Source organism: Kitasatospora sp. NPDC101447 (genome assembly GCF_044767225.1).
Taxonomy (GTDB): domain Bacteria; phylum Actinomycetota; class Actinomycetes; order Streptomycetales; family Streptomycetaceae; genus Kitasatospora.
In genome coordinates this window covers 41630-64634 of sequence record NZ_JBIWNL010000025.1, presented here as the reverse complement: position 1 = coordinate 64634, position 23005 = coordinate 41630, and the positions used below count along the sequence as shown (strand labels likewise).

Annotated in this window: 16 protein-coding genes and 1 pseudogene; 8 read left to right on the top strand and 9 right to left on the bottom strand. The window is 72.0% G+C overall.

Features of this window, described 5'->3' with window-relative positions; translation table 11 throughout:
* Window positions 1–131: 131 nt before the first annotated feature.
* From ACIRST_RS29010 to ACIRST_RS28995, 4 genes and pseudogenes are all read right to left on the bottom strand, one after another.
* A complete protein-coding gene (locus ACIRST_RS29010; protein WP_350519662.1) occupies window positions 132–1022 on the bottom strand; it encodes a metal-dependent hydrolase in 891 nt (296 codons plus the stop codon).
* 86 nt (window positions 1023–1108) lie between these two features.
* Complete coding sequence (locus ACIRST_RS29005; RefSeq protein WP_402805510.1) at window positions 1109–2140, bottom strand: YIP1 family protein; 1032 nt, start codon at window positions 2138–2140, stop codon at window positions 1109–1111.
* A gap of 234 nt (window positions 2141–2374) precedes the next feature.
* A pseudogene (locus tag ACIRST_RS29000) lies at window positions 2375–3448 on the bottom strand (sugar phosphate nucleotidyltransferase); the annotation flags it as partial.
* A 384-nt stretch (window positions 3449–3832) separates the two neighbouring features.
* Complete coding sequence (locus ACIRST_RS28995; RefSeq protein ID WP_350519660.1) at window positions 3833–6058, bottom strand: (Fe-S)-binding protein; 2226 nt, start codon at window positions 6056–6058, stop codon at window positions 3833–3835.
* A gap of 363 nt (window positions 6059–6421) precedes the next feature.
* On the opposite strand from ACIRST_RS28995, the gene dnaK reads away from it, so the two are divergent.
* From dnaK to ACIRST_RS28965, 6 genes are all read left to right on the top strand, one after another.
* On the top strand, window positions 6422–8269 hold the full coding sequence (gene dnaK, locus ACIRST_RS28990) for a molecular chaperone DnaK (RefSeq protein WP_350519659.1): 1848 nt from the start codon (window positions 6422–6424) through the stop codon (window positions 8267–8269).
* On the top strand, window positions 8266–8883 hold the full coding sequence (grpE, locus tag ACIRST_RS28985) for a nucleotide exchange factor GrpE (protein ID WP_350519658.1): 618 nt from the start codon (window positions 8266–8268) through the stop codon (window positions 8881–8883). The genes dnaK and grpE overlap by 4 nt, the downstream gene beginning before the upstream one ends.
* 145 nt (window positions 8884–9028) lie before the next feature.
* Window positions 9029–10195, top strand: coding sequence for a molecular chaperone DnaJ (gene dnaJ, locus ACIRST_RS28980; protein WP_350519657.1), 1167 nt, complete (start codon window positions 9029–9031; stop codon window positions 10193–10195).
* 7 nt (window positions 10196–10202) lie between these two features.
* Window positions 10203–10742 (top strand): heat shock protein transcriptional repressor HspR, encoded by a 540-nt coding sequence (locus tag ACIRST_RS28975; protein WP_350519656.1) that lies wholly within the window; start codon window positions 10203–10205, stop codon window positions 10740–10742.
* Between the two features lie 182 nt (window positions 10743–10924).
* Complete coding sequence (locus ACIRST_RS28970; protein ID WP_350519655.1) at window positions 10925–11914, top strand: helix-turn-helix domain-containing protein; 990 nt, start codon at window positions 10925–10927, stop codon at window positions 11912–11914.
* Window positions 11915–12486: 572 nt separating this feature from the next.
* Window positions 12487–13104, top strand: a complete 618-nt coding sequence (locus ACIRST_RS28965) for a hypothetical protein (RefSeq protein ID WP_051709310.1) — start codon at window positions 12487–12489, stop codon at window positions 13102–13104.
* Between the two features lie 346 nt (window positions 13105–13450).
* On the opposite strand, the gene ACIRST_RS28960 is transcribed toward ACIRST_RS28965, so the two are convergent.
* From ACIRST_RS28960 to ACIRST_RS28940, 5 genes are all read right to left on the bottom strand, one after another.
* Window positions 13451–14416, bottom strand: a complete 966-nt coding sequence (locus tag ACIRST_RS28960) for a LuxR C-terminal-related transcriptional regulator (protein WP_350519654.1) — start codon at window positions 14414–14416, stop codon at window positions 13451–13453.
* A complete protein-coding gene (locus ACIRST_RS28955; RefSeq protein WP_350519653.1) occupies window positions 14409–15389 on the bottom strand; it encodes a helix-turn-helix transcriptional regulator in 981 nt (326 codons plus the stop codon). The genes ACIRST_RS28960 and ACIRST_RS28955 overlap by 8 nt, the downstream gene beginning before the upstream one ends.
* Entirely contained in the window at window positions 15382–16314 is a 933-nt protein-coding gene (locus tag ACIRST_RS28950; protein WP_402805504.1) for a LuxR C-terminal-related transcriptional regulator, read from the bottom strand. Before ACIRST_RS28950 ends, ACIRST_RS28955 begins: the two co-directional genes overlap by 8 nt.
* On the bottom strand, window positions 16304–17299 hold the full coding sequence (locus ACIRST_RS28945) for a LuxR C-terminal-related transcriptional regulator (RefSeq protein ID WP_396552481.1): 996 nt from the start codon (window positions 17297–17299) through the stop codon (window positions 16304–16306). Before ACIRST_RS28945 ends, ACIRST_RS28950 begins: the two co-directional genes overlap by 11 nt.
* A gap of 764 nt (window positions 17300–18063) precedes the next feature.
* Window positions 18064–19176, bottom strand: coding sequence for a TDT family transporter (locus ACIRST_RS28940; RefSeq protein WP_402805500.1), 1113 nt, complete (start codon window positions 19174–19176; stop codon window positions 18064–18066).
* A gap of 71 nt (window positions 19177–19247) precedes the next feature.
* Here ACIRST_RS28940 and ACIRST_RS28935 point away from each other — a divergent pair, with 71 nt between their 5' ends.
* Window positions 19248–20204, top strand: coding sequence for a LysR family transcriptional regulator (locus tag ACIRST_RS28935; RefSeq protein WP_402805497.1), 957 nt, complete (start codon window positions 19248–19250; stop codon window positions 20202–20204).
* A gap of 72 nt (window positions 20205–20276) precedes the next feature.
* Complete coding sequence (gene clpB, locus ACIRST_RS28930) at window positions 20277–22883, top strand: ATP-dependent chaperone ClpB (protein ID WP_402805494.1); 2607 nt, start codon at window positions 20277–20279, stop codon at window positions 22881–22883.
* The last annotated feature ends 122 nt before the right edge of the window (window positions 22884–23005 follow it).

Here is a 23005-nt window from a genome sequence, read left to right as displayed (position 1 = left end):
CCGGGGCCCGCCCGCGGGGGGGGGGGGGCCCCCCCCCCCCCCGCGGGGGGGGGGCCCCCGGCCCCCCCCCCCCCCCCCCCCCCCGCGGGGGCCCCCCCCCGGGGGGGGGGGGGGGCCCCCCCGCGGCGTTCTCAGGCCCGCTTGGGGCTGGTGACGGCGACCAGCTCGGTGCCGTCCTCGGACAGCCGCAGCTCGGTGCGCAGCTCGGCCAGCTCGCCGAGGTGGTGCAGGTGGGTGCCGCCGCAGAAGATCTGCGCGCCGCCCTCGGGCAGCTCGCAGTGCCACTGGCGGCGGGCGGTGAGCTCGGGGCCGGGCACCTCGATGCGGACCGGGGCGTCGGCGGCGACCCAGGCGGCGAGCCGGGCGTTGACGTCCTCGGTGAGGGCGGGCAGGGCGTCGGCCAGGGCGGGGAACTCCTCGGTGGCGTCCGCTGTGAAGCCCTTCTTCTTCAGCGACTTGCCGAGCCGGTAGGTGTCGGTGCTGGCCTGGGTATCCATGACCGAGCTCGCCATGGCGAGGCTGTCGAAGTCCGGGTTGCCGAAGGCGTCCGAGCGGCCCGGGTCCTTGCGCCAGCGCGGGGCGAGCGCGGCGTTGAGGGCGAGGGCGAGCAGGTGGCAGCCGCTGTGCGAGGCGCTGAGGGCGCCCCGGCGGTCGGCGTCGACGGCGAGCGCCGCGGTGCGGCCGACGATGTCACCGGGGTCGGTGTCGAGGACGTGCAGGACCAGCCAGGACCACTCCTCGTCGCCGCGCCGGACCGGGATGTCGGCGCCGACCAGCAGCGCGTCGTCGTCCGGGCCGACGGCGCCGGTCAGGCAGTCGACCACGGCCAGCTCGGTGCCGTCCACGGTCAGGGTGCCGAGGTCGGCCGGCTGGTCGGGCCAGGTGTGGTCGAGCGGGTGGAACGGGGTCGCGCCGGTCACGACGGCGTACCGGCCGTCGGCCAGCGGGTGCACCGCGAGCACCGGGGACTCGCCGGTCACCGCCCCGGCCGGGAAGCTGACGTGGGTGGTGGGGAGGGTCATGCCTGGCTCCGGTGGACGTGGGGCGAAGAGGGTGGACGGGCCCCGGCGCTCGGCCGCGGCCCGTCCACCATTCTGCCCTTCGCCGGTCAGCCCAGGGTCGGCAGCTTGATCAGCACCAGCAGGGCGAGCAGCTGCAGTGCCGCGGCGCCGGCCGCCTTGCCCCAGGGCAGGTCGTGCAGCCGACGGACCATAGCGGTCAGCAGGAACGCGCAGAGCGCCCAGGTCGCCCAGCCGACGACCTGGACGACGGCGCTGCCGGAGGGCAGCACCAGGGCGAGCAGCAGCCGGGGCGCGTCGGTCAGCCAGCCGATCAGCGCGGCCAGGCCGACCGTCGCCTTCCACGGGCCGTCGCCGCCGAGCTGGCGGGCCAGGGCGTAGGTGACCCCGCCGAAGACCGCGCCGGCCACGGTGAAGCCGATGGCGGCGGCGAGGATGCCGGTCAGCGCCACGGTGAAGGTGGAGTTGACGATGTCGTCGTGGGTCAGCCCGATGCCGAGCACCGCGAGCGCCCCGTACAGCAGGGAGACGGTGAGGGCGGGCAGCCAGACCTGGTGGTCGCGGGTGCGGTCGAACATCGCGGTCGGGCTGCGGAAGAGGCCGACGAACAGCTCGCGCCACTGCGGCCGGGGACCGGTCGCCTGCGGGGCGGACTGGCCGCCGGCCCGGTAGACGGCGACGTTGTCCTGGCCGTACGGCGGCTGCTGCTGCTCGTACGCCTGGTGCTCGTACGGCGGCTGCTGCCCGTAGCCGTCGGGGCCGTAGCCGTCGGGGGCGTAGCCGTCGGGCGGATACTGCCCGTACTGCCCCTGGTCCGGGTGGTGCCCCTGGTCGTAGTAGCCCTGGTGCGGCGGTTCCTGCCCGTACGGGCCGCCTCCCGCGTACGGGGCGCCCGTCGGGAAGGCGCGGGTGCTCCCGGGCCGGTCGGCCGCGTACGGGTCGTACCCGTCGTCGGCCGTGCCCCCCGGTCCACCTGCGGTTCCCGGGTGCGGAGCCGTGAAGTACTCCGGCCCGTCCGTCCGCCCGTGCCCCCCGGGCGCCCCCGCCGGCGGCGGTGGGGCCGACCACCCGCCGTGCGGACGGTCGGCGCCCTGACCGCTGTCGTATCGATTACCAGCCACGCTCTGAAGGTACCCGTCCGGCCCAACGCGCGTCGGCCCCGGACGGAGCCGGGGCCGGTTTGCAGCGAGGCTGAGACGAACGGGGCCGAAAGCCGCCCCCGCCCCACCGGTGGCCGGACAGCCGAGCGGTCGAGGGGCGGGGCTCCCGCGGAGCCGGTGCTACCGCTGCGCGGTGACCGACGGCCCGTGCACCGCCGCCGCCGCGCTGGTGCCGGCCGGGCAGCCGCCCGGGCCGGCCGAGGTGCGGACGGCGCCGACCGGCAGCAGGGTGCCGCAGGCGATCCGGATGCCGTTCGGCAGCTCGTTGTCCGACTCCACGATCGCGCCGTCGCCGATCACCGCGCCGTCCAGCGCCGAGCGGTCGCCGATGGTCGCGAAGGCGCCCACGATCGAGTCCTTGACCAGGGTGTCCGGGCCGATCACCGCGCCGGGCAGGATGACGCTGCCCTCGACGATCGCGCCGGCCTCGACCACCGCGTCCTCGGCGACCACGCTGCCGCCGCTGAGCACCGCGCCCGGGTGGACGGTGGCGCCGGGCAGCAGCAGGGCGTCGCCGGTCGGACCGGGGACGGCCGGGGAGTCGACCTTGCCGAGCACCAGGTCGGCCGAGCCGCGGACGAACGCGGCCGGGGTGCCGAGGTCCAGCCAGTACGAGGTGTCGACGACGCCGCGCAGCAGGGCGCCGGTGGCCAGCAGCTCGGGGAAGGTCTCGCGCTCGACGGACACCTCGCGGCCGGCCGGGATGCGGTCGATCACGGACCGGGTGAAGACGTAGCAGCCGGCGTTGATCTGGTCGGTGACGATCTGCTCCGGGGTCTCCGGCTTCTCCAGGAACTCCAGCACCCGGCCGTTCTCGTCGGTCGGGACGAGGCCGAAGGCGCGCGGGTCCTCGACCCGGGTGAGGTGCAGGGTGACGTCGGCCCCGGCGGCCACGTGGCCGTCGCGCAGGGCGGCGATGTCCAGGCCGGAGAGGATGTCGCCGTTGAAGACCAGGACCGGCTCGTCGGGGCCGCAGGTCAGGCCGGAGGCGGCGTTGCGGATGGCCCCGCCGGTGCCCAGCGGTTCGCGCTCGGTCAGGTAGACCAGCTCGATGCCGTAGGGCGTGCCGTCCTGGAAGTGGTCCTCGAACACCTCGGCCAGGTACGAGGTGGCCAGCACGACGCGGGTGACGCCGGCGGCCGCCGCACGGGCCAGCTGGTGCGCGATGAACGGGACGCCTGCCACCGGCAGCATGGGCTTGGGGGTGTGGGTGGTCAGCGGACGCAGTCGCGTGCCCTTACCACCGACCAGCATGATCGCCTCGGTCATGGTCTGCGCTGTTCCCCTTGTGGTCTCTGCGGCCCGGCCCGGCGGCCGGTGCCTCCGTCGGTGTTCTGGAGTCGGTGTTCTGGAATCGGTGTTCTGCAGTCGGTCTTCCGGACCCGTCCGGCCGGCGCGGGTCGGCACCCGTCCGGCCTTGTGTCCGGCGCGGGTCGACCGGCACGGAGCCGGTCCGGCGCCTACTGTATTTCCTTCCAACCGAATGCCCGTCCGGCGCCCGTGCGACGGAGATCACTCGCCGCCCGCGGCCGGTGTCGCCGCGCGCCTCCGCAACGACCCAAAAGCCCGGCCCGGTGGGCGCGTTGGCGGCGTCCACCGGGCCGGGCAGTTGTAGCAGAACTGTCGAACAGCGGGCTTTCGGCCGGTGAACGGCTAGGCGTCCACCGTCGCGGGCCGCTCCTCGGCCTCGGCCGGCGGGGTGGCCTTCACCGAGTCGAGCAGCAGCTGGGCCACGTCGACCACCTTCAGGTTCTCCTTGGCCGCGCCCTCGTTCTTCTTGCCGTTCACCGAGTCGGAGAGCATCACCAGGCAGAACGGGCAGGCGGTGGAGACGATGTCGGGGTTGAGCGACAGCGCCTCGTCCACGCGCTCGGTGTTGATCCGCTTGCCGATGCGCTCCTCCATCCACATCCGGGCACCGCCGGCGCCGCAGCAGAAGCCGCGCTCCTTGTGGCGGTGCATCTCCTGCTGGCGCAGACCCGGGACCTTGTCCATGATCTCGCGCGGCGGGCTGTAGACCTTGTTGTGGCGGCCCAGGTAGCAGGGGTCGTGGTAGGTGATCAGGCCCTCGACCGGGTTGACCGGGACGAGCTTGCCCTCGTCGATCAGGTGCTGCAGCAGCTGGGTGTGGTGGATCACCTCGAAGTGCCCGCCGAGCTGCGGGTACTCGTTGGCGATGGTGTTGAAGCAGTGCGGGCAGGTGGCCACGATCCGCTTGGTCGGGGCGTCCTCCAGCGCGGCGTTCAGCGTCTCGACGTTCTGCGCGCCGAGCATCTGGAAGAGGAACTCGTTGCCCAGGCGGCGCGGGGAGTCACCGGTGCAGGTCTCCTCCTTGCCGAGGATGGCGAACTTCACGCCCGCGGTGTGCAGCAGCTCGGCGAAGGCCTTGGTGGTCTTCTTGGCGCGGTCCTCCAGGGCGCCGGCGCAGCCGACCCAGTAGAGGTACTCGACCTCGGCGGGGTCGATGTCCTCGCCGATCACCGGCACCTCGATACCGGTCTCCTTCTTGAGCTCCTTGACCCAGTCCAGGCGCGCCTTGGTGGCCAGGCCCCACGGGTTGCCCTTGTTCTCCAGGTTCTTGAGCATCGTCCCGGCCTCGGTCGGGAAGTTGCTCTCGATCATCACCTGGTAGCGGCGCATGTCGACGATGTGGTCGACGTGCTCGATGTCCACCGGGCACTGCTCGACGCAGGCGCCGCAGGTGGTGCAGGACCACAGGACGTCCGGGTCGATGACGCCGTTCTCCTCGGCGGTGCCGATCAGCGGGCGCTCGGCCTCGGCCAGGGCGGCCGCCGGGACGTCCTTCAGCTGCTCGGAGGTGGCCTGCTCGTTGCCCTCCATGTCCTTGCCGCCGCCGGCCAGCAGGTACGGGGCCTTGCCGTAGGCGTGCTCGCGCAGGCTCATGATCAGCAGCTTCGGCGAGAGCGGCTTGCCGGTGTTCCAGGCGGGGCACTGCGACTGGCAGCGGCCGCACTCGGTGCAGGTGGAGAAGTCGAGGATGCCCTTCCAGGAGAAGTGCTCGACCTGGGAGACGCCGAAGACGGCGTCGTCGGCCGGGTCCTCGAAGTCGATCGGCTGACCGTTGCTGGTCATCGGACGGAGCTCGCCGAGCGCGGTGCCGCCGTCCTCCTCGCGCTTGAAGTAGATGTTGAAGAAGCCGAGGAACCGGTGCCAGGCGACACCCATCGAGGGGTTGAGGCCGATGGTGGTCGCCCACGCGAACGAGATGCAGATCTTCAGCATCGCGAACAGGTAGATCAGGTTCTCCAGCGTGCCGTGCGACAGCCCGCTGAGGGCGGTGACGAGCGGGTACGAGACCAGGTGCTCCGGACCGTACGAGTCGACGCCGTTGAGGGCGCCCTCCAGCGCGCGCAGCATCAGGATGCAGAGTCCGATGCCGAGGATCGTGTACTCGACGTAGAAGGCCTGCCAGGCGATCGAGCCGGCGAAGCGGGACTTGCGGCCGGAGCGCGACGGCAGGCTCATCAGCCGGATCACGATCAGGACCAGGATGCCCAGCGTGGTCAGGGTGCCGACGAGCTCGACGAAGAGCTGCCAGATCATCCAGTGGCCGATGATCGGCAGCGCGAAGTCGGCGTCGAACAGCTGGCCGAAGGCGTTGACGATGGTCAGCACCAGGCTGAAGAAGCCGACGGCGACGAACCAGTGGGCGATGCCCACGATCCCCCAGCGGTTCATCCTGGTGTGACCGACGAATTCGGTCGCGACGGTCTTCACCCGCTGGGCGGGCTGCCCGAAGCGGGTGGAGTCCTGCGCACCTGTGCGCACCACCTTGTAGATGTACAGCGCCGCACGGGCGGCGAGCGCGGTGCCGATCACGAACGTGACCAGCGAGATGACGATCGCTGCTAGCTGCATCGGCTCTCCGTCTCCTGCGGCTTTGCGGTTGAGCAGTCTCTGTGTTCCACGGTTGTCGGCTTCGATTGTACTGGTGGGTAACTTGCCGGGCCGACGGCCCGGACATTACCGGTCGCTAACACTTCTCCAGAAGATTCCCAAGCTATGGCGGCAGTCACGCGGTCGCAGCCGCGCCACGACGGGGCCCCGCCCGCCGTCCGGGCGGACCGGCACTCCACCGGCCCGGACCGGCCCCGCAACGGCCCCGCCGCGCGGTGACGCTCAGCAAAGTTGAGCGACGCCCGCTCATAGCTGTTGACGCTGCCCGCCGGGTCATGCATCCTTGAGCCTGTAAAGCTCAACTCTTCCGTGGAGGTATCTACGATGGCACGCGCGGTCGGCATCGACCTCGGCACGACGAACTCGGTCGTCAGCGTTCTGGAGGGTGGCGAGCCCACCGTCATCACGAACGCCGAGGGCGCTCGGACCACGCCGTCCGTCGTCGCCTTCGCCAAGAACGGCGAGGTCCTGGTCGGCGAGGTGGCCAAGCGCCAGGCGGTCACCAACGTCGACCGCACCATCCGCTCGGTCAAGCGCCACATGGGCACCGGGTGGAAGATCAACATCGACGGCAAGGACTTCAACCCGCAGCAGATCTCGGCCTTCGTGCTGCAGAAGCTGAAGCGCGACGCCGAGGCGTACCTGGGCGAGACCGTCACCGACGCCGTCATCACCGTCCCGGCGTACTTCAACGACTCCGAGCGCCAGGCCACCAAGGAGGCCGGTGAGATCGCGGGCCTCAACGTCCTGCGCATCGTCAACGAGCCGACCGCGGCCGCCCTCGCGTACGGCCTCGACAAGGACGACCAGACGATCCTGGTCTTCGACCTCGGCGGCGGCACCTTCGACGTCTCCCTCCTGGAGATCGGCGACGGGGTCGTCGAGGTGAAGGCCACCAACGGTGACAACCACCTCGGTGGTGACGACTGGGACCAGCGCGTCGTCGACCACCTGGTCAAGGTCTTCCAGTCCGGCCACGGCGTCGACCTGTCCAAGGACAAGATGGCCCTGCAGCGTCTGCGCGAGGCCGCCGAGAAGGCCAAGATCGAGCTGTCCTCGTCCTCCGAGACCTCGATCAACCTGCCGTACATCACGGCCTCCGCCGAGGGCCCGCTGCACCTGGACGAGAAGCTCACCCGGGCCCAGTTCCAGCAGCTGACCACGGACCTGCTGGAGCGCTGCAAGGTCCCGTTCCACAACGTCATCAAGGACGCCGGCATCTCGCTCTCCGAGATCGACCACGTCGTCCTCGTCGGCGGCTCGACCCGCATGCCGGCCGTCGCCGAGCTCGTCAAGGAGCTGACCGGCGGCCAGGACGCCAACAAGGGCGTCAACCCGGACGAGGTCGTCGCCATCGGCGCCGCGCTCCAGGCCGGTGTCCTCAAGGGCGAGGTCAAGGACGTCCTCCTGCTGGACGTCACCCCGCTGTCCCTCGGCATCGAGACCAAGGGCGGCATCATGACCAAGCTGATCGAGCGCAACACCACGATCCCGACCAAGCGCTCCGAGATCTTCACCACGGCCGAGGACAACCAGCCGTCCGTGCAGATCCAGGTCTACCAGGGCGAGCGCGAGATCGCCGCGTACAACAAGAAGCTCGGCATGTTCGAGCTGACCGGCCTGCCGCCGGCGCCGCGCGGCCTGCCGCAGATCGAGGTCACCTTCGACATCGACGCCAACGGCATCATGCACGTCGGCGCGAAGGACCTCGGCACCGGCAAGGAGCAGAAGATGACCGTCACCGGCGGCTCCTCGCTGCCGAAGGACGAGGTCGACCGCATGCGCCGCGAGGCCGAGCAGTACGCGGAGGACGACCACAAGCGCCGCGAGGCCGTCGAGACCCGCAACTCCGCCGAGCAGCTCGTCTACTCGACCGAGAAGTTCATCGCGGACAACTCCGACAAGCTCCCGGCCGACGTCAAGACCGAGGTCGAGACCGCCATCGGCGAGCTCAAGGAGGCCCTGAAGGGCGAGGACATCGCGAAGATCCGCGAGGCCTCGGAGAAGGTCTCCACCACCGCGCAGAAGCTCGGCCAGGCGCTCTACGCCAACGCCGACGCCACCGCCGGTGCGGCCGGTGCCGGTGACTCCGCCCAGGCCAAGGCCGAGGACGACGTCGTCGACGCCGAGATCGTGGACGACGAGAAGCCCAAGGGCGGTGCGTCGGCATGACGGACAAGCCGCAGGGCGGCAAGCCCGGCGACGACTCCGCCGCCGAGGAGGCCGTGATCAAGGCCGCCGAGGAAGCCGCGGCGGCCGGTGCCGCCGAGGGCGCCTCGGAGGAGCTCGCCACCGCCAAGCGCGAACTGGCCGAGCGCACCGGTGACCTGCAGCGTCTGCAGGCCGAGTACCAGAACTACCGCAAGCGGGTCGAGCGCGACCGGCTGACCGTCCGCGAGATCGCGGTCTCCAACATCCTGGAGTCCCTGATCCCGGTCCTGGACGACATCGGCCGCGCCCGCGAGCACGGCGAGGTCACCGGCGGCTTCAAGTCCGTCTCCGACTCGCTGGAGACGGTCGTCGCCAAGCTGGGCCTGCAGCAGTTCGGCAAGGAGGGCGAGCCCTTCGACCCGACCATGCACGAGGCGCTGATGCACAGCTACTCCTCGGACGTCACCGAGGACACCTGCGTCCAGATCCTCCAGCCCGGTTACCGCATCGGCGAGCGGATCATCCGCCCGGCGATGGTCGCCGTCGCGGAGCCCCAGCCGGGCAGCCAGACGGCCGCCGACACCGACGCCAAGTCGGGCGACGCGGACAAGTCCGACGGTGGCTCGGACAGCTGACAACCTGTGACAGCTGACAACCAGTGCGCTGCGGAGTCGTGCGCCGGCCAGTACGGCGGCCGGCTCCGCAGCGCGCTGTCAACGGCGTTGCGTTCTGCTGCTGTTGACAGCACAGTGACGATGGACTCGGGAGGTGGCTCAAGCCGTGAGCGGTAAGGACTACGTGGAGAAGGACTACTACAAGGTCCTCGGCGTGCCCAAGGACGCCACCGCCACCGAGATCAAGAAGACCTACCGCAAGCTCGCGCGCGAGTTCCACCCCGACGCCAACAAGGGTGACAGCAAGGCCGAGGAGCGGTTCAAGGACATCTCCGAGGCGTACGACGTCCTCTCCGACGAGAAGCGCCGCAAGGAGTACGACGAGGCCCGCAGCCTCTTCGCCAACGGCGGCTTCCGGGCCGGCGGCGGCCCCGGCGGCACCGGCAGCTACAGCTTCGACTTCGGCGACCTCTTCAGCGGCAGCCAGGGCGGCGGCGCCGCCGGCGGCGGGCTCGGCGACGTCTTCGGCGGCCTGTTCAACCGCGGCGGCGGCACCCGGCAGGCCCAGCCGCGGCGCGGCGCCGACGTCGAGACCGAGGTGACCCTCTCCTTCGAGGAGGCGGTCGACGGCGCGACCGTCCCGCTGCGGATGACCAGCCAGGCCCCCTGCCGCACCTGCAACGGCACCGGCGCCAAGTCCGGCACCACCCCGCGGGTCTGTCCCACCTGCGTCGGCGCGGGCACCGTCAGCCGCGGCCAGGGCGCCTTCGCGCTCTCCGAGCCGTGCAAGGACTGCCGCGGCCGGGGCATGATCGTCGACGACCCGTGCACCGACTGCCACGGCAGCGGCCGGGCCAGCTCGGCCCGCACCATGCAGGTCCGCATCCCGGCCGGCGTCCACGCCGACCAGCGGATCCGGCTCAAGGGCAAGGGCGCCCAGGGCGAACGCGGCGGCCAGCCCGGCGACCTCTACGTCACCGTGCACGTCGACCCGCACCCGGTCTTCGGGCGCAAGGGCGACAACCTCACCGTGACCGTCCCGGTCACCTTCCCCGAGGCGGCCCTCGGCGCCACCATCGAAGTACCCACCCTCGGCGGGCCCTCCGTGAAGCTCAAGCTGCCCCCGGGCAGCGCCAACGGCCTCACCATGCGCGCCCGCGGGAAGGGCGCCACCCGCAAGGACGGCACCCGCGGCGACCTCCTCGTCACCGTCGAGGTCGTGGTCCCCCAGCACGTCAGCGGCGACGCGCTGGACGCCCTGGAGCAGTACCGCGAGGCCACCGCCTCCGACGATCCGCGAGCAGCCCTCTTCCGGGCGGCGAAGGGAGCGTGACGACCAGATGTCCCCGATGAATCCGATCAACCCGGTCAACCCCGGTGGCTCGATCGGCCCCGGCGTCGGCGAAGGCCTGCCCGGGGACGGCACCCGCCGCACCCGCCGGGCCCCCTCGGCCGCACCGCCGTACGTCCTCACCGAGGACACCCCGGTGTACGTCATCTCCGTGGCCGCCGAACTGTCCGGCCTGCACCCGCAGACCCTGCGCCAGTACGACCGCCTCGGCCTGGTCTGCCCCGACCGCACCGCCGGCCGCGGCCGCCGCTACTCGGCCCGCGACATCCAGCAGCTGCGCGAGGTCCAGCGGCTCTCCCAGGACGAAGGCATCAACCTGGCGGGCATCAAGCGGATCATCGAGCTGGAGAACCAGGTCACCGCCCTGCAGTCCCGCGTCGCGGAACTGGTCGACTCCCTGGAAGGCGCCGCAACCGCCCTCCAGCAGCGCGAGGCCGCCGTCCACGCCTCCTACCGCCGCGACCTCGTCCCGTACCAGCCGCCCACCCCCCAGTCCAGCGCCCTCGTCGTCTGGCGCCCCAAGCGCTGACCGACGGCCCCGCCCGGACACCGCCGCCGGCCCCCTCCTGTTCGGGGGGTGCCGGCGGCAACGCGTTGGTGAGAGAGTGCGGTCACAAAGCCTCTCCAGAGGACACACCAGGTCTGGCATGCTGTCGATTCAGCGTCGGTGCTGATGGGACACAGGTATCAGGTGACGGCAAGGAGTCGCGGATGAGTGAACGAGAGCAGCCCCTTGCCGCCGGCTTGACCGTCCTTTCGGCAGAAGCCCGCGAGCTGTATCTCGCCGTCATCCGAGGTGACGGCAGGCTGCCGTTGGGCTCCAATGTCGATCAGGACGGTGCTGCCCGGGACGAACTGGTCAGGATTGGCCTTCTCGTGCCCGACAGCGATGACCCGTCCATATTCGTGGCCGCCGACCCGACACAGCTCTCGACAAGTCTCAGTCATTCCTGGCAGCGCCAGGCGCTGGAGCTCCTGTCTCGCGCCGTATCTCTCCCCTCCGAACTTCAGGAGCTGGCCCGGGAATTCCACACCCCGAAGCAGCGCGGAGGGTCGATCGAGTATGTGCAGGGAAAGGCCCTGATTCGTCAGAGACTGGAACAGTTCAGAGAATCCGGACTGGAGGAGGCTTTGGCACTCCAGCCCGGGGGGCCGCGGCTTCCGGAACTGCTCGCCGGAATGATCGAACACGACCTGGAAACGCTGCGCAGTGGCACGGAGATGCGGACGATCTACCATGCCAGCACGCGGTACCACCAGCCGACCAGGGATTACGTGGCCACGCTTGCCCGAGCCGGCGGCCAGTACCGCACCCTTGACGAGCCCTATAACCGGCTCATCGTGATGAATCGACGGGTCGCCGTCATCCCGATCGTCGATGACATGAGCCTGGCCGCCTTCATATACGACCCGGCAGTCGTCAACTACCTCGCCGAGGAGGTTTTCGAGCGATGCTGGAGCCGGGCGCTGGAATTCGAGGGCGCCCGCACGGTGCCGCAACAGGTGGTGTCACGCCTGCGCCAGACGATCATTGACCAGATGCTTGAGGGCACGAACCACCGGGTCATCGCAAGACGCCTGGGGATCAGCGAGCGGACACTCGCGAGGCATATTGCCGAGATGCGCGACGACTACAAGGTCGACTCGCTGTTCCAACTCGGTTACGTCATCGGCCGAAAGTCCCAGGAACCTGCCGAATGACCGCCATGCCAATTTCAGGCCAGGATTGGTAAGGCTATTCAAGAGCTCCGGCAGGCGACCGAGTGCTCACGTGGCCGAGCTCACTGCCAGGAAATGTCGTCCGCGACGGTCACGGCAGCCCGAGCAGCGCTCGCACCAGGCGAGTCGACAGCATCCGTGAGAGAGCCGGCGCCAACCACAGCAGCGGCAACAGCCAACGAAAGCACAACCTTGCGGACAAACCGGCGCATGTCAGTCACGCCCCCACTCTCTCTGTCGAGAACCGCCACTAGAAGCGTCGAACAGGATAACGGCTGACCTAGTTCCACGCGAGAGGCAGGCCACTGTCTGCAGCTTGCGGACTGTGCGTCATCTCCCTGCCAGGCATCCAGATGACACTGGGCAACCCTGGACGCGGCGCTGCCCCGCGATGGACGATCAGTTCGCTCCCAATGGTCCGGCAAGCCGCCACACCTTGCCAATGTACCGTCAAATTATCCAGTCGTTCACCACCGTCATCACCGCACAGAGCAGCCCACATCCAACGCATCGCCGACGCGCACTCTCCCGATCGGCCTTTCCCCGGAGTCGACATGACCGAGCCCTACCTGCGTCACCACGACAGCCAGGCCCCCGAGGGTCGGCGTGCACGTGTGTTCCTGGCCGCGCCGCTGATGCGGCTCACCGGCCCGGCGGACAGCGTGGTGACGCTCGCCAGCCGGACGCGGCTGACGACGCTCCGCACCACGCTGCTCCGCAGCGGTGCCGCCGTGTACAGCGCGCACCACAGCGATGCCTGGACCATCTCCGGCCGCGCCCCGGAGCCCCGCGTTCCGTCCGACTTCCGCGCCCTGCAGTCCGCGGACCTGGTGTTCGCCTACGTGGGAGCGCCGCTCTCGGCCGGCGTGAGCCTGGAGCTGGGCTGGGCGTCGGCGCTGCGCAAGCCGATCGTCCTCCTCGTCGACGAGGCCATCACCCACAACCCGCTGATCGCCACCATCGAGCAGGTCGCCCCCGTCCTGCCGCTGGTCTTCGACGACACCTGGTCGCAGGAGGCCCTCAACCACACGGTCGAGACCGCCCTCGACTGGGCCGGCATGGCGCTCTCCCTGCGCGAGGGCTTCTGGACCGCCCCCGGCGAGCAGTTCAACGTCCCCCGGCAGCAGCCCCCGGTCCCCGGCTACTGGCCGACCGGCGCCGCCACCGGCTGAGCAGCGCTCACGCAGCCGGGCGGTGTGACCCTCGACCCTCCGCTCGCTCAGGCCCATCGGCACCGTCGGCACCATCGCAGGATCCGCCACCACGGCGGCGACCCCGTTGTCAGGGGTCGCCGGGATCAGCGCGACGGTGCGACCGAAAACCCGGGCCCGACGCGGCAACAGGAGGGCGCCGACCGGTGGATCCTGCTCGGCCGGGAAGTCAGGGCCTTGTGCGGACAGTCCCTGACGAACCGGGCGATCACAGGCCGGATCCGGTCGGCCCCCGCCCCCGAAAGCGTCCCGCCGGTCGACTCCCCTCCGGCGGGACGCCGCGCGGTGGGCCCGGGGCGGATCGAGCTCAGGCATCACGGGCGCCCCTCATCTGCCAGCCCAGCTGGAACAGGGTCTCGGCGTCGTGCAGCTCGCGCAGGCGGGCGATGTGGGCGGCGACCGTCCGCTCGCTCAGGCCCAGACGGCTCGCGATCGCCCGCTGCGTGAGCCCACGGGCGAGCATGCGGCCCACCCGCTCGTGCACAGCCGGCTCGGCTGTTCCCGTGACGAGAGCAGCCCAGTTCACTCCTTCGGCCAGTTGCCAGTGCAGTTCGAAGTCCCGCACCAGGAAGTCGACCACGGCCGGGTCTTCGATGACCGCCGCACTGCTGTTGTCAGGAGCTGCGGGAATCACGGCAACTGCTCGGCCGAAGATGAACAGCCGGGTGAAAGGCACGGGCAACACTCGAATGGCGACGCCGAGTTCGGTCACCGCTGCCGCGAAAGCAACGGTCGGCGTGTCCGACAGAACGGCCGCCTCGTAGATCACCCGCATGGTGCCGCCCTTCTCCAGGTGACGGCGGTCGGAGTCGAGAGCCTCCGCCAAGTGCTCGGCCGGGCGAGCAGCTCCCGGCTGCATGGAGAGGGTCTCATTGGGATGATCGGCAAGAATCTGGGCCACGCGGTGCCGGATCTGTTCCCTCCCCGTGACGTACTGCACACCGGACGAACGGTCGCGGTGACGACGAGGCGCCGTGTCATAGGCCTGGGTCAGGTCGTCCAGCTGTTTGGGGACAAGCGCTGCCTGAGTGATCAGCCGGGCTCCCTCTGCCATGAGCTCCGCGCCGATACGTTCACCAACGGCTCGGGGGTTCACTGCGGTGTAGGCCCCGTCGGCGATGTGCAGGAAGAGCAAGCCGAGGTCCGCGAGCTGCTTGACCGTCGGTTCGTCCTCGGGGCGGACCTCGCTGACACGGAGGCGCCCGCCCTCCTTGAGGATCTCCCGGTAGAGCTCCCTGGCGGCGGCGGGTAGATCGGGTACGGCGTCAGACATTGCGAGCTCCCCTCATCTGCCAGCCCAGCTGGAACAGGGTCTCGGCGTCGTGCAGCTCGCGCAGGCGGGCGATGTGGGCGGCAACCGTCCGCTCGCTCAGGCCGAGGCGGGTGGCGATGGCCCGTTGGGTGTGGCCTTGGGCGAGCAGGCGGGCCACCTGCTCGTGGACCGTCGGCGTGGCGGAACCGTTCGCGAGGGCCGCCCAGTTGACGCCTTCGGCCTGTTGCCAGAGCTGTTCGAAGGTGTCGACGACGAAGCCGACCGTCGCCGGGTCGTCGACCACGGCGGCGCTGTTGTAGTCGTCGGCGGCGGGGATGACGGCCACCGTCCGGTCGAAGACCAGGAAGCGTTTGAAGGGGACGGAGACGACCCGGGTGGTGCAGCCGAGCCCGGTGACTTCGGCTGCGAACCGGACGGTCAGCGGGTCGAGTTTGGCCGAGGGCTCGTACAACGTCCTGACGGTGCCGCCGCGTTCGTGGATGCGCCGGGCGCGGTCGAGGGAGTCGGGCAGCAGCTCCGCCGGGCGGGGGCCGCCGGGCTGGGCGGTCAGAATCTCGTCGGGGAACTCCTGCGCCAGCTGCTCCAGTTCGTGGCGGATGTCCTCCTTGGCGGCGAGGTAGCGCACGCCGGTGCTCGCGCTCCGCCGCTTGGGGGTCGCGTCGTAGGCGCGGGTGAGTTCGCCCATCAGCTCGGGGAGTTGTTCGGCCTCCGTGAGCAGGCGGGCGCTCTCCAGGCGGATCCCGGTGCCGATCCGCTCGGTGGCGACCCGCGGGTCGACCGCGCTGTAGGCGGCGTCCTGCAACTGCGGTACCAACAGGCCGAGTTCCACCAACCGCCGGAGGGCGGACTCGTCCTCCGCCCCGATGTCGGCGATCGGGACGCGGCCGCCCTCGCGCAGGATCGCGAGGTAGAGCTCGCGGGCGGCCGGGTCCGGGAGGGCGGCGGCGAGGTGGGTGGAGGGGGCGTCAGTCATGGTGCTCCCCGCGCAGGCGCCAGCCGAGGTGGAAGAGGGTGTCGGCGCCGTAGCGGTCGCGCAGGCGGGAGATGTGGGCGGCGACGGTGCGTTCGCTGAGGCCGAGGCGGGTGGCGACGGCGCGTTGGGTGAGGCCGCGGGCGAGCAGGCGGCCGATGCGGACGGTGGTGGGGTGCGGGGGGTCGAGGTGGCGGTCGGCGGGGGCGGCGCGGGCCCAGTCGCGTTCGAAGTGGGCGACCAGGTGGGCCACGACGGCGGGGTCGGTGAGGAAGGTGGCGCGGCTGCGGTCGTCGGAGGCGGGGACGACGGCCGTCCTGCGGTCGAAGACGAGCAGCCGGTCGTACGGTTCGGCGAGGAGCCGGACCCGGGCGCCCTGGCGGGTGCGGAGGGCGACCTGGCGGCGGACGTTGTGGTCGGCGAGGGCGGCCGGCTGGTAGACGGTGCGCAGTGAGCAGCCGCGGCGCAGCAGGGAGAGGTCCTGGGCGAGGGCCATCCGCAGGCCGTCGACCGGGCGGGGGCCGGGTTGGGCGGCCAGGACTTCTTCCCGGCATTCCGAGATGAGTTCGGAGATGCGCTGGCGGATGTCGACGTTGCCGTCGATGCGGACGGCGTCGCCGCGCGGTCCGTCCGGTCGGCGGACGGCGTCGTAGGCGAGGGTGAGCGGGGCGAGGGCGCCCGGGAGCTGTTCGGCGTACTGGAGCAGCCGGGTGGCGCGGGTGCGCAGTTCGGTGCCGATGCGGTCGCCGAGGGCTCGCGGGTTGGCGGCGGTCCAGCCGGTGGCGGAGGCGGTGAGGAGGCCGCGGGCGACGAGGGCGGCGAAGGCGGGGCGGTCGGCGGGGGCGAGGTGTTCGGGGCGCAGCCGGCCGCCGGCCCGGACGGCGGTGAGGTAGAGGGCCCGCTCGGCCGGGCCGGGCTCATCGGTCATCGCGGGCGCCTCTCATCAGCCAGCCGAGCTGGAAGAGGGTCTGGGCGCCGTAGCGGTCGCGGAGGCGGGAGATGTGGGCGGCGACGGTGCGTTCGCTGAGGCCGAGGCGGGTGGCGACGGCGCGCTGGGTGAGGCCGCGGGCGAGCAGGCGGCCGACCCGGTCGGGGATGGTGCGGGCGGGGCCCTGGCCGAGGGCGGCGGCGGCTTCGGTGGTGTCGGCGCGCGCCCAGTCGCGTTCGAAGGTGCCGACCAGGAAGGTGATGGTGGCCGGGTCGCTGATGAAGGCGGCGGTGCTGTTGTCGTCGCTGGCGGAGATCACGGCGACGGTCCGGTCGAAGACGATGAGCCGCTGGAAGGGTTCGTCGAGGACGCGGATGAGGGAGCCGTGCCGGGTGACCTCCTCGGCGTAGGCGAGGGCGGGCGGCTCGGCGAGGGCGACCGGCTGGTAGATGGTGCGCAGTGAGCAGCCGCGCTGGAGGAGCTGGACGTCCTGGCGGACGGCGACCTGCAGGGTGTCGGCGGGGCGGTGGCCCGGCTGGGCGGTGAGGACCTCGAAGCGGCAGTCGGAGACCAGTTGGGAGATCCGCTGGCGGATGTGGACGTGCCCTTCGACGTGGACGGCTCCGCCGGACCGGCCGGAGGGGCGGGGCATGGCGTCGTAGGCGCGGGTGAGGCCGTCCAGGGCGCCGGGGAGGCTCTCGGCGCGGACCAGGAGCCGGGTGGCCTCGCTGCGGAGTTCGGCGCCGAGCCGGTCGCTGACCGAGCGGGGGCTGACGGCGGTGTAGCAGCGGTCCATCGGGTTGACCATCAGCAGGCCGATGTCGATGAGCTGTTGGAGGGCGGCCCGGTCGGTGTCCGTGACACCTGCGCAGGGGATGCGGCCGCCTTCGGCGATGATCGCCAGGTACAGTCGGCGGGCGGCTTCGTCGGGTTCCTCGATCACGGGCGCCGCCTGGTGCGGCGCGACCGCCGGTTCAGCCGTCACGTCGCACTCTCCCTGCCGGACGCGTGTGCCTGGTGTTGCCCGCGCCACCCCGCCGGCTCGCCGCGCGAGCCGCCCGAGCCGCGGGTACCGGTCGTCGGCCGGTTGCCGGTTGCCGGGCGCTCACGGTACCGGGTGCCGGTACGGCGTGATCATGCGGTCCGGCGGTCACGGTATCCGTCGTGACGGCGGGCCCCCGGGTCCGGGTGCCGTCGCACACCGGGTTGTCCGGGGGCCGCCGTCCGCACGCCAATGCCACGGCGCTTCCGTCGAGGCGGAGCAGCAACGCCTCGACGGCTCCGGTTCCGGGGGCCATCACCACACATGGTCCCCGGCCGGCGCTCTTCCCCCCCGTTCCACTGGCGCGGGATTGGTGCGCCTGCGGTCAGTTCCGAAGAGCAAGTCGCCACCATCGGGCTGCGGTTGCCCGGACGACTTGGCGTGTCTCCACCATCACAGCGTGACGGCCGGTGAACAAGTGCCGCCCGAGTGCATGTTCGCGCAATTGCAGCTATCTGCACCGCGGGGCGGGTGCGGGGAGGCGGGCGGCGGGGCGGGTTCCGGTAAAGGCCGAGGCCAGCGGGGGGTACGGGCGGCGCCCGGCGGTACCGCCGGTTGGCTGTGCACGGTCAGAGTGCGGGTGCGCATTCCTGCAGCGGCCTCATGGTCCTGAGCTGCATGTCTACGCGCGGTGACCATCAGACCCCGCCCGGCCGCGCCGTTCGGCCGCCCACGACCGTCCCGTCCGCCCGGCCCGCCCGGTGGCCTCAGCGCGCCAGCAGCCGCCCGCGCGCCAGCCCGGCCGCGGTACCGCCCGCCGCGAGCGCCCAGGCGAGCGCCAGCAGCAGGTACAGCCCGGCGGCCAGCGCGGTGAAGCCCCCGAACCCGGTGTGCCGGGCGAGCGCGGAGGCGCCGGTGACGCAGGTGCCGATCGGGAAGGTGTACGCCCACCAGGTCATCGCGAAGGGCATCCCGGCCCGGCGGGCCCGCAGGTTGGCGGCGAGCGCGACGGCCAGCCAGAGCACGGCGACCCCGATCACCGCGACGCTGTACAGCTCGGCGAGGTCGAGCATGACGGGTGCCAGTGCGGGCAGCACCGGGCGGGCGGCGTCGGCGAGCTGGTGGACGGCGGTGACGGACTGGCCGAGCGGGCCGAGCACCAGGAAGAGGGAGGGGGTGAGCACCAGGGTCGGCAGCTTGCTGTGGAGCAGGCCGGTGAACACCACCGGCAGCAGCACCAGGGTGGCCAGCAGCCCGATCCCGAACAGCGCGCAGCAGACGTACAGCATGGCCTGCTGCGGCGCTCCGGAGGGCAGGTGCGGGACCAGCACCGGTCCGCAGGCGGAGGCGACCAGCGGGGCGACCACCGGCAGCAGCCAGGTCGGGTTGGCCTCCAGGGCGGAGAGCCGGTGCCGGGTGATCATCAGGTACGGGATGCCGCCGGCGACGGCCAGCGCGTACAGGGTGCCGACGCCCCACAGCACGGCGTCGACGGCGACCGCCGGGCCGGTGCCGATGACCCGGGAGCCGAGCAGCACCGTCCCGAGGCCGACCGCGAGCACGGCCATCGGCGGACAGCCGTAGAAGACGGCGGTGGCCGGGGTGTCCAGCAGCTGGGCGCGGGCGGCCCCGCGGTGCCGGGTGAGGTGGACCAGCCGGGCCGAGGCCAGCACCAGCAGGGCGGCCAGACCGAGCGCCCACATCACCTCGCCGAAGCCGATCAGCCCGGGCAGTCGCACCGGCAGGACGGCGGCGCCGTTGCCGAGGATCGCGGTGCCCATCACGGCGGCGTACCAGTTGGGGCCGAGCTGGGCCAGGTCGTACCGGGAACGGCGGGCGGCGGGGCGGGTGAGGAGGCGGGGTTCGGCCAAGGTGGACATGCTCCCCACCATCGGTCCGAAGGCCGGCCGGCGGTAGCGCCGAGGATCCTATGGGGGCATAGCCTGGACCTATGGCACTCTCCCCGCGCGTCCCCGAACTCGGCGCCCTGGAACTGCTGCTCGCGGTGGCCCGGCTGGGCAGCGTCGGACGGGCGGCGGCCGAGCTGGGCGTCAGCCAGCCCACCGCCAGCGCCCGGATCAAGGGCATGGAACGGCAGATCGGCGTCCCGCTGCTGGACCGCTCGCCCCGGGGGAGCAAGCCGACCGAGGCGGGCCGGCTGGTGGTCGAGTGGGCCCGACAGGTGGTGGAGGCGGCGCAGGCGCTGGACGCCGGGATCGACGCGCTGCGCGAGCGGCGGGACGCCAAGCTGCGGGTGGTGGCCAGCCTGACCGTCGCCGAGTACCTGATGCCGGGCTGGCTGATGGGGCTCGCCGAGGCCAGTCCGGGCACCGCGGTGACGTTGCGGACGGCGAACTCGGCCGAGGTCGCCGGGCACGTCCTGGCCGGGCACGCCGACCTCGGCTTCGTCGAGGGCCCGGCCACCCCGCCCGGGCTGTCCGGCGCGGTGGTGGCGGCCGACCGGCTGGTGGTCGTGGTGGCGCCCGGCCACCCGTGGGCGCGCCGCCGCACCCCGCTGACCGGGCCCGAGCTGGCGGCCACCCCACTGGTGCTGCGCGAGCCCGGCTCGGGCACCCGGGAGGTGCTGGAGACGGCCCTGCGGCCGTTCGGTGGCGCCGCTCAGCCCCGGCTCGAACTGGCCTCGTCCACCGCGCTGAAGTCGGCGGCGATGACCGGGGCGGGGCCGGTCTGCCTGAGCGAGCTGGCGGTGGTGGAGGAGCTGGCGACCCGTCGGCTGGTCGAGGTGCCGCTGGAGGCGGGGCTGGACCTGCGGCGGCCGCTGCGCGCGGTGTGGCCGGCCGGGCAGCGGCCGGGCGGCCCGGCCCGGGAGCTGCTGGTGCTGACCCGCCGGAGCATCCCCGAGCGTTCGGCCGGAAGTCGCCCCAGGGACGGTTTCACGGAAGGTTGAGCGGAATAGACTCAACTTAGTGCATGCTGTAGGCATCAGAAGTGCAGGACGACGAGGGAGGACCCCCCAGCAGTGGACGCCAGCAAGTTCACCACCAAGACGCAGGACGCCCTGTCCGCCGCGATCCGGCAGGCGGGCGCGGCCGGCAACCCGGACGTCAAGCCGGTGCACATCCTGATCGCCCTGCTGGAGCAGCCCGAGGGCATCGCCCGGCCCCTGCTGGAGGCGGTCGGGGCGGACGTCGCCCGGGTCGGCTCCGAGGCCCGCCGCCAGTCGGCCGCGCTGCCCAGCGCGATGGGCTCGACGGTCGCCGCCCCCCAGCTCGCCCGGGACACCCTCGCGGTGCTCACCGAGGCCGGCAAGCGCGCGGACGACCTGGACGACCAGTACGTCTCCACCGAGCACCTGATGGTCGGCCTGGCCGCCGAGGGCGGTCCGGTCGCCGAGCTGCTGGTGCAGCAGGGCGCGACGCCGAAGGCCCTGCTCGCCGCGTTCAAGGACGTCCGCGGCAGCGGCAAGGTCACCTCGCCGGACCCCGAGGGCACCTACAAGGCCCTGGAGAAGTACGGCACCGACCTCACCCAGGCCGCCCGGGACGGCAAGCTCGACCCGGTCATCGGCCGCGACCACGAGATCCGCCGGGTGGTCCAGGTGCTCTCCCGCCGGACCAAGAACAACCCGGTGCTGATCGGTGAGCCGGGCGTCGGCAAGACCGCCGTGGTCGAGGGCCTGGCGCAGCGCATCGTGGCCGGCGACGTGCCCGAGTCGCTGCGCGGCAAGCGGCTGGTCGCGCTGGACCTCGGCGCGATGGTCGCGGGCGCCAAGTACCGCGGCGAGTTCGAGGAGCGGCTGAAGGCCGTCCTGAACGACATCAAGGCCTCCGACGGCCGGGTCGTCACCTTCATCGACGAGCTGCACACCATGGTCGGCGCGGGCGCGGGCGGCGACTCCGCGATGGACGCGGGCAACATGCTCAAGCCGATGCTGGCCCGCGGCGAGCTGCGGATGGTCGGCGCCACCACGCTGGACGAGTACCGCGAGCGGATCGAGAAGGACCCCGCCCTGGAGCGCCGCTTCCAGCAGGTGCTGGTCGGCGAGCCCAGCGTGGAGGACTCGATCGCCATCCTGCGCGGCCTCAAGGGCCGGTACGAGGCGCACCACAAGGTGCAGATCTCGGACGCCGCCCTGGTCGCCGCGGCCACCCTGTCCAACCGCTACATCACCTCCCGCTTCCTGCCCGACAAGGCGATCGACCTGGTCGACGAGGCGGCCTCCCGGCTGCGGATGGAGATCGACTCCTCCCCGGTCGAGATCGACGAACTCCAGCGTGCCGTCGACCGGTTGCGGATGGAGGAGCTGGCCCTGGAGAAGGAGTCGGACCCTGCCTCGGTCGACCGGCTCGCCCGGCTGCGGCGCGATCTCGCCGACAAGAACGAGCAGTTGAGCGTGCTCACGGCGCGCTGGGAGCAGGAGAAGAAGAGCCTCAACCGGGTCGGCGAGCTCAAGGAGCGGCTGGACGACCTGCACGGCGCGCTCGAACGCGCCCAGCGCGACGGGGACTTCGAGCGGGCCTCCAAGCTGATGTACGCCGAGATCCCGGCCGCCGAGACGGAGCTCACCGACGCCCAGGAGCGCGCCGCCGACCAGGACGCGTCCGCCTCCATGGTCAAGGAGGAGGTCGGCCCGGACGACGTGGCCGACGTGGTCGCCTCCTGGACGGGCATCCCGGCCGGCCGCCTGCTGGAGGGCGAGAGCGCCAAACTCCTGCGCATGGAGGAGGAGTTGGGAAGGCGCCTGATCGGCCAGGCGGAGGCCGTGCAGGCCGTCTCGGACGCCGTGCGGCGCACCCGCTCCGGCATCGCCGACCCGGACCGTCCGACCGGTTCCTTCCTCTTCCTCGGCCCGACGGGTGTCGGCAAGACCGAACTCGCCAAGGCCCTCGCCGACTTCCTGTTCGACGACGAGCGGGCGATGGTCCGGATCGACATGAGCGAGTACGGCGAGAAGCACTCGGTCTCCCGCCTGGTCGGCGCCCCGCCCGGGTACGTCGGCTACGAGGAGGGCGGCCAGCTCACCGAGGCGGTCCGCCGCCGCCCGTACAGCGTCGTCCTGCTGGACGAGGTGGAGAAGGCGCACCCGGAGGTCTTCGACGTCCTGCTCCAGGTGCTGGACGACGGGCGGCTCACCGACGGCCAGGGCCGCACGGTGGACTTCCGCAACGCCATCCTGATCCTCACCTCCAACCTGGGCAGCCAGTACCTGGTCGACCCGAGCACCCCGGAGGCGGAGAAGCGGGAGCTGGTGCTGGGCGCCGTCCGGGGCGCGTTCAAGCCGGAGTTCCTCAACCGGCTGGACGACATCGTGGTCTTCGACCCGTTGGGCACCGGCGAGCTGAGCCGGATCGTCGACCTGCAGGTGGCCCGCCTCGGCGAGCGGCTGAACGAGCGGCGGCTCACCCTGGAGGTCTCCGAGGCCGCCCGCGACTGGCTGGCGCTGACCGGCTACGACCCGGCGTACGGCGCCCGCCCGCTGCGCCGGCTGGTGCAGTCCGCGATCGGCGATCAGCTGGCCCGGGCGATCCTGTCCGGCGCGGTGCACGACGGGGACACCGTCCTGGTCGAGCTCGACGAGGAGGGCGACCGCCTCACCGTCCGCGGCCGGGGGCCGCTGGAGAAGTAGTGCCGCGGGGGGGGCGCCCCCCGCCCCCCCCCCCGGGGGGGCCCCCCCCCCCGCGGCCCCCCCGCCCGGCCCCCCCCCGGCGGCCCCCCCCGCGCCCCCCCCCCCGCCGGCCCCCCCCCCCC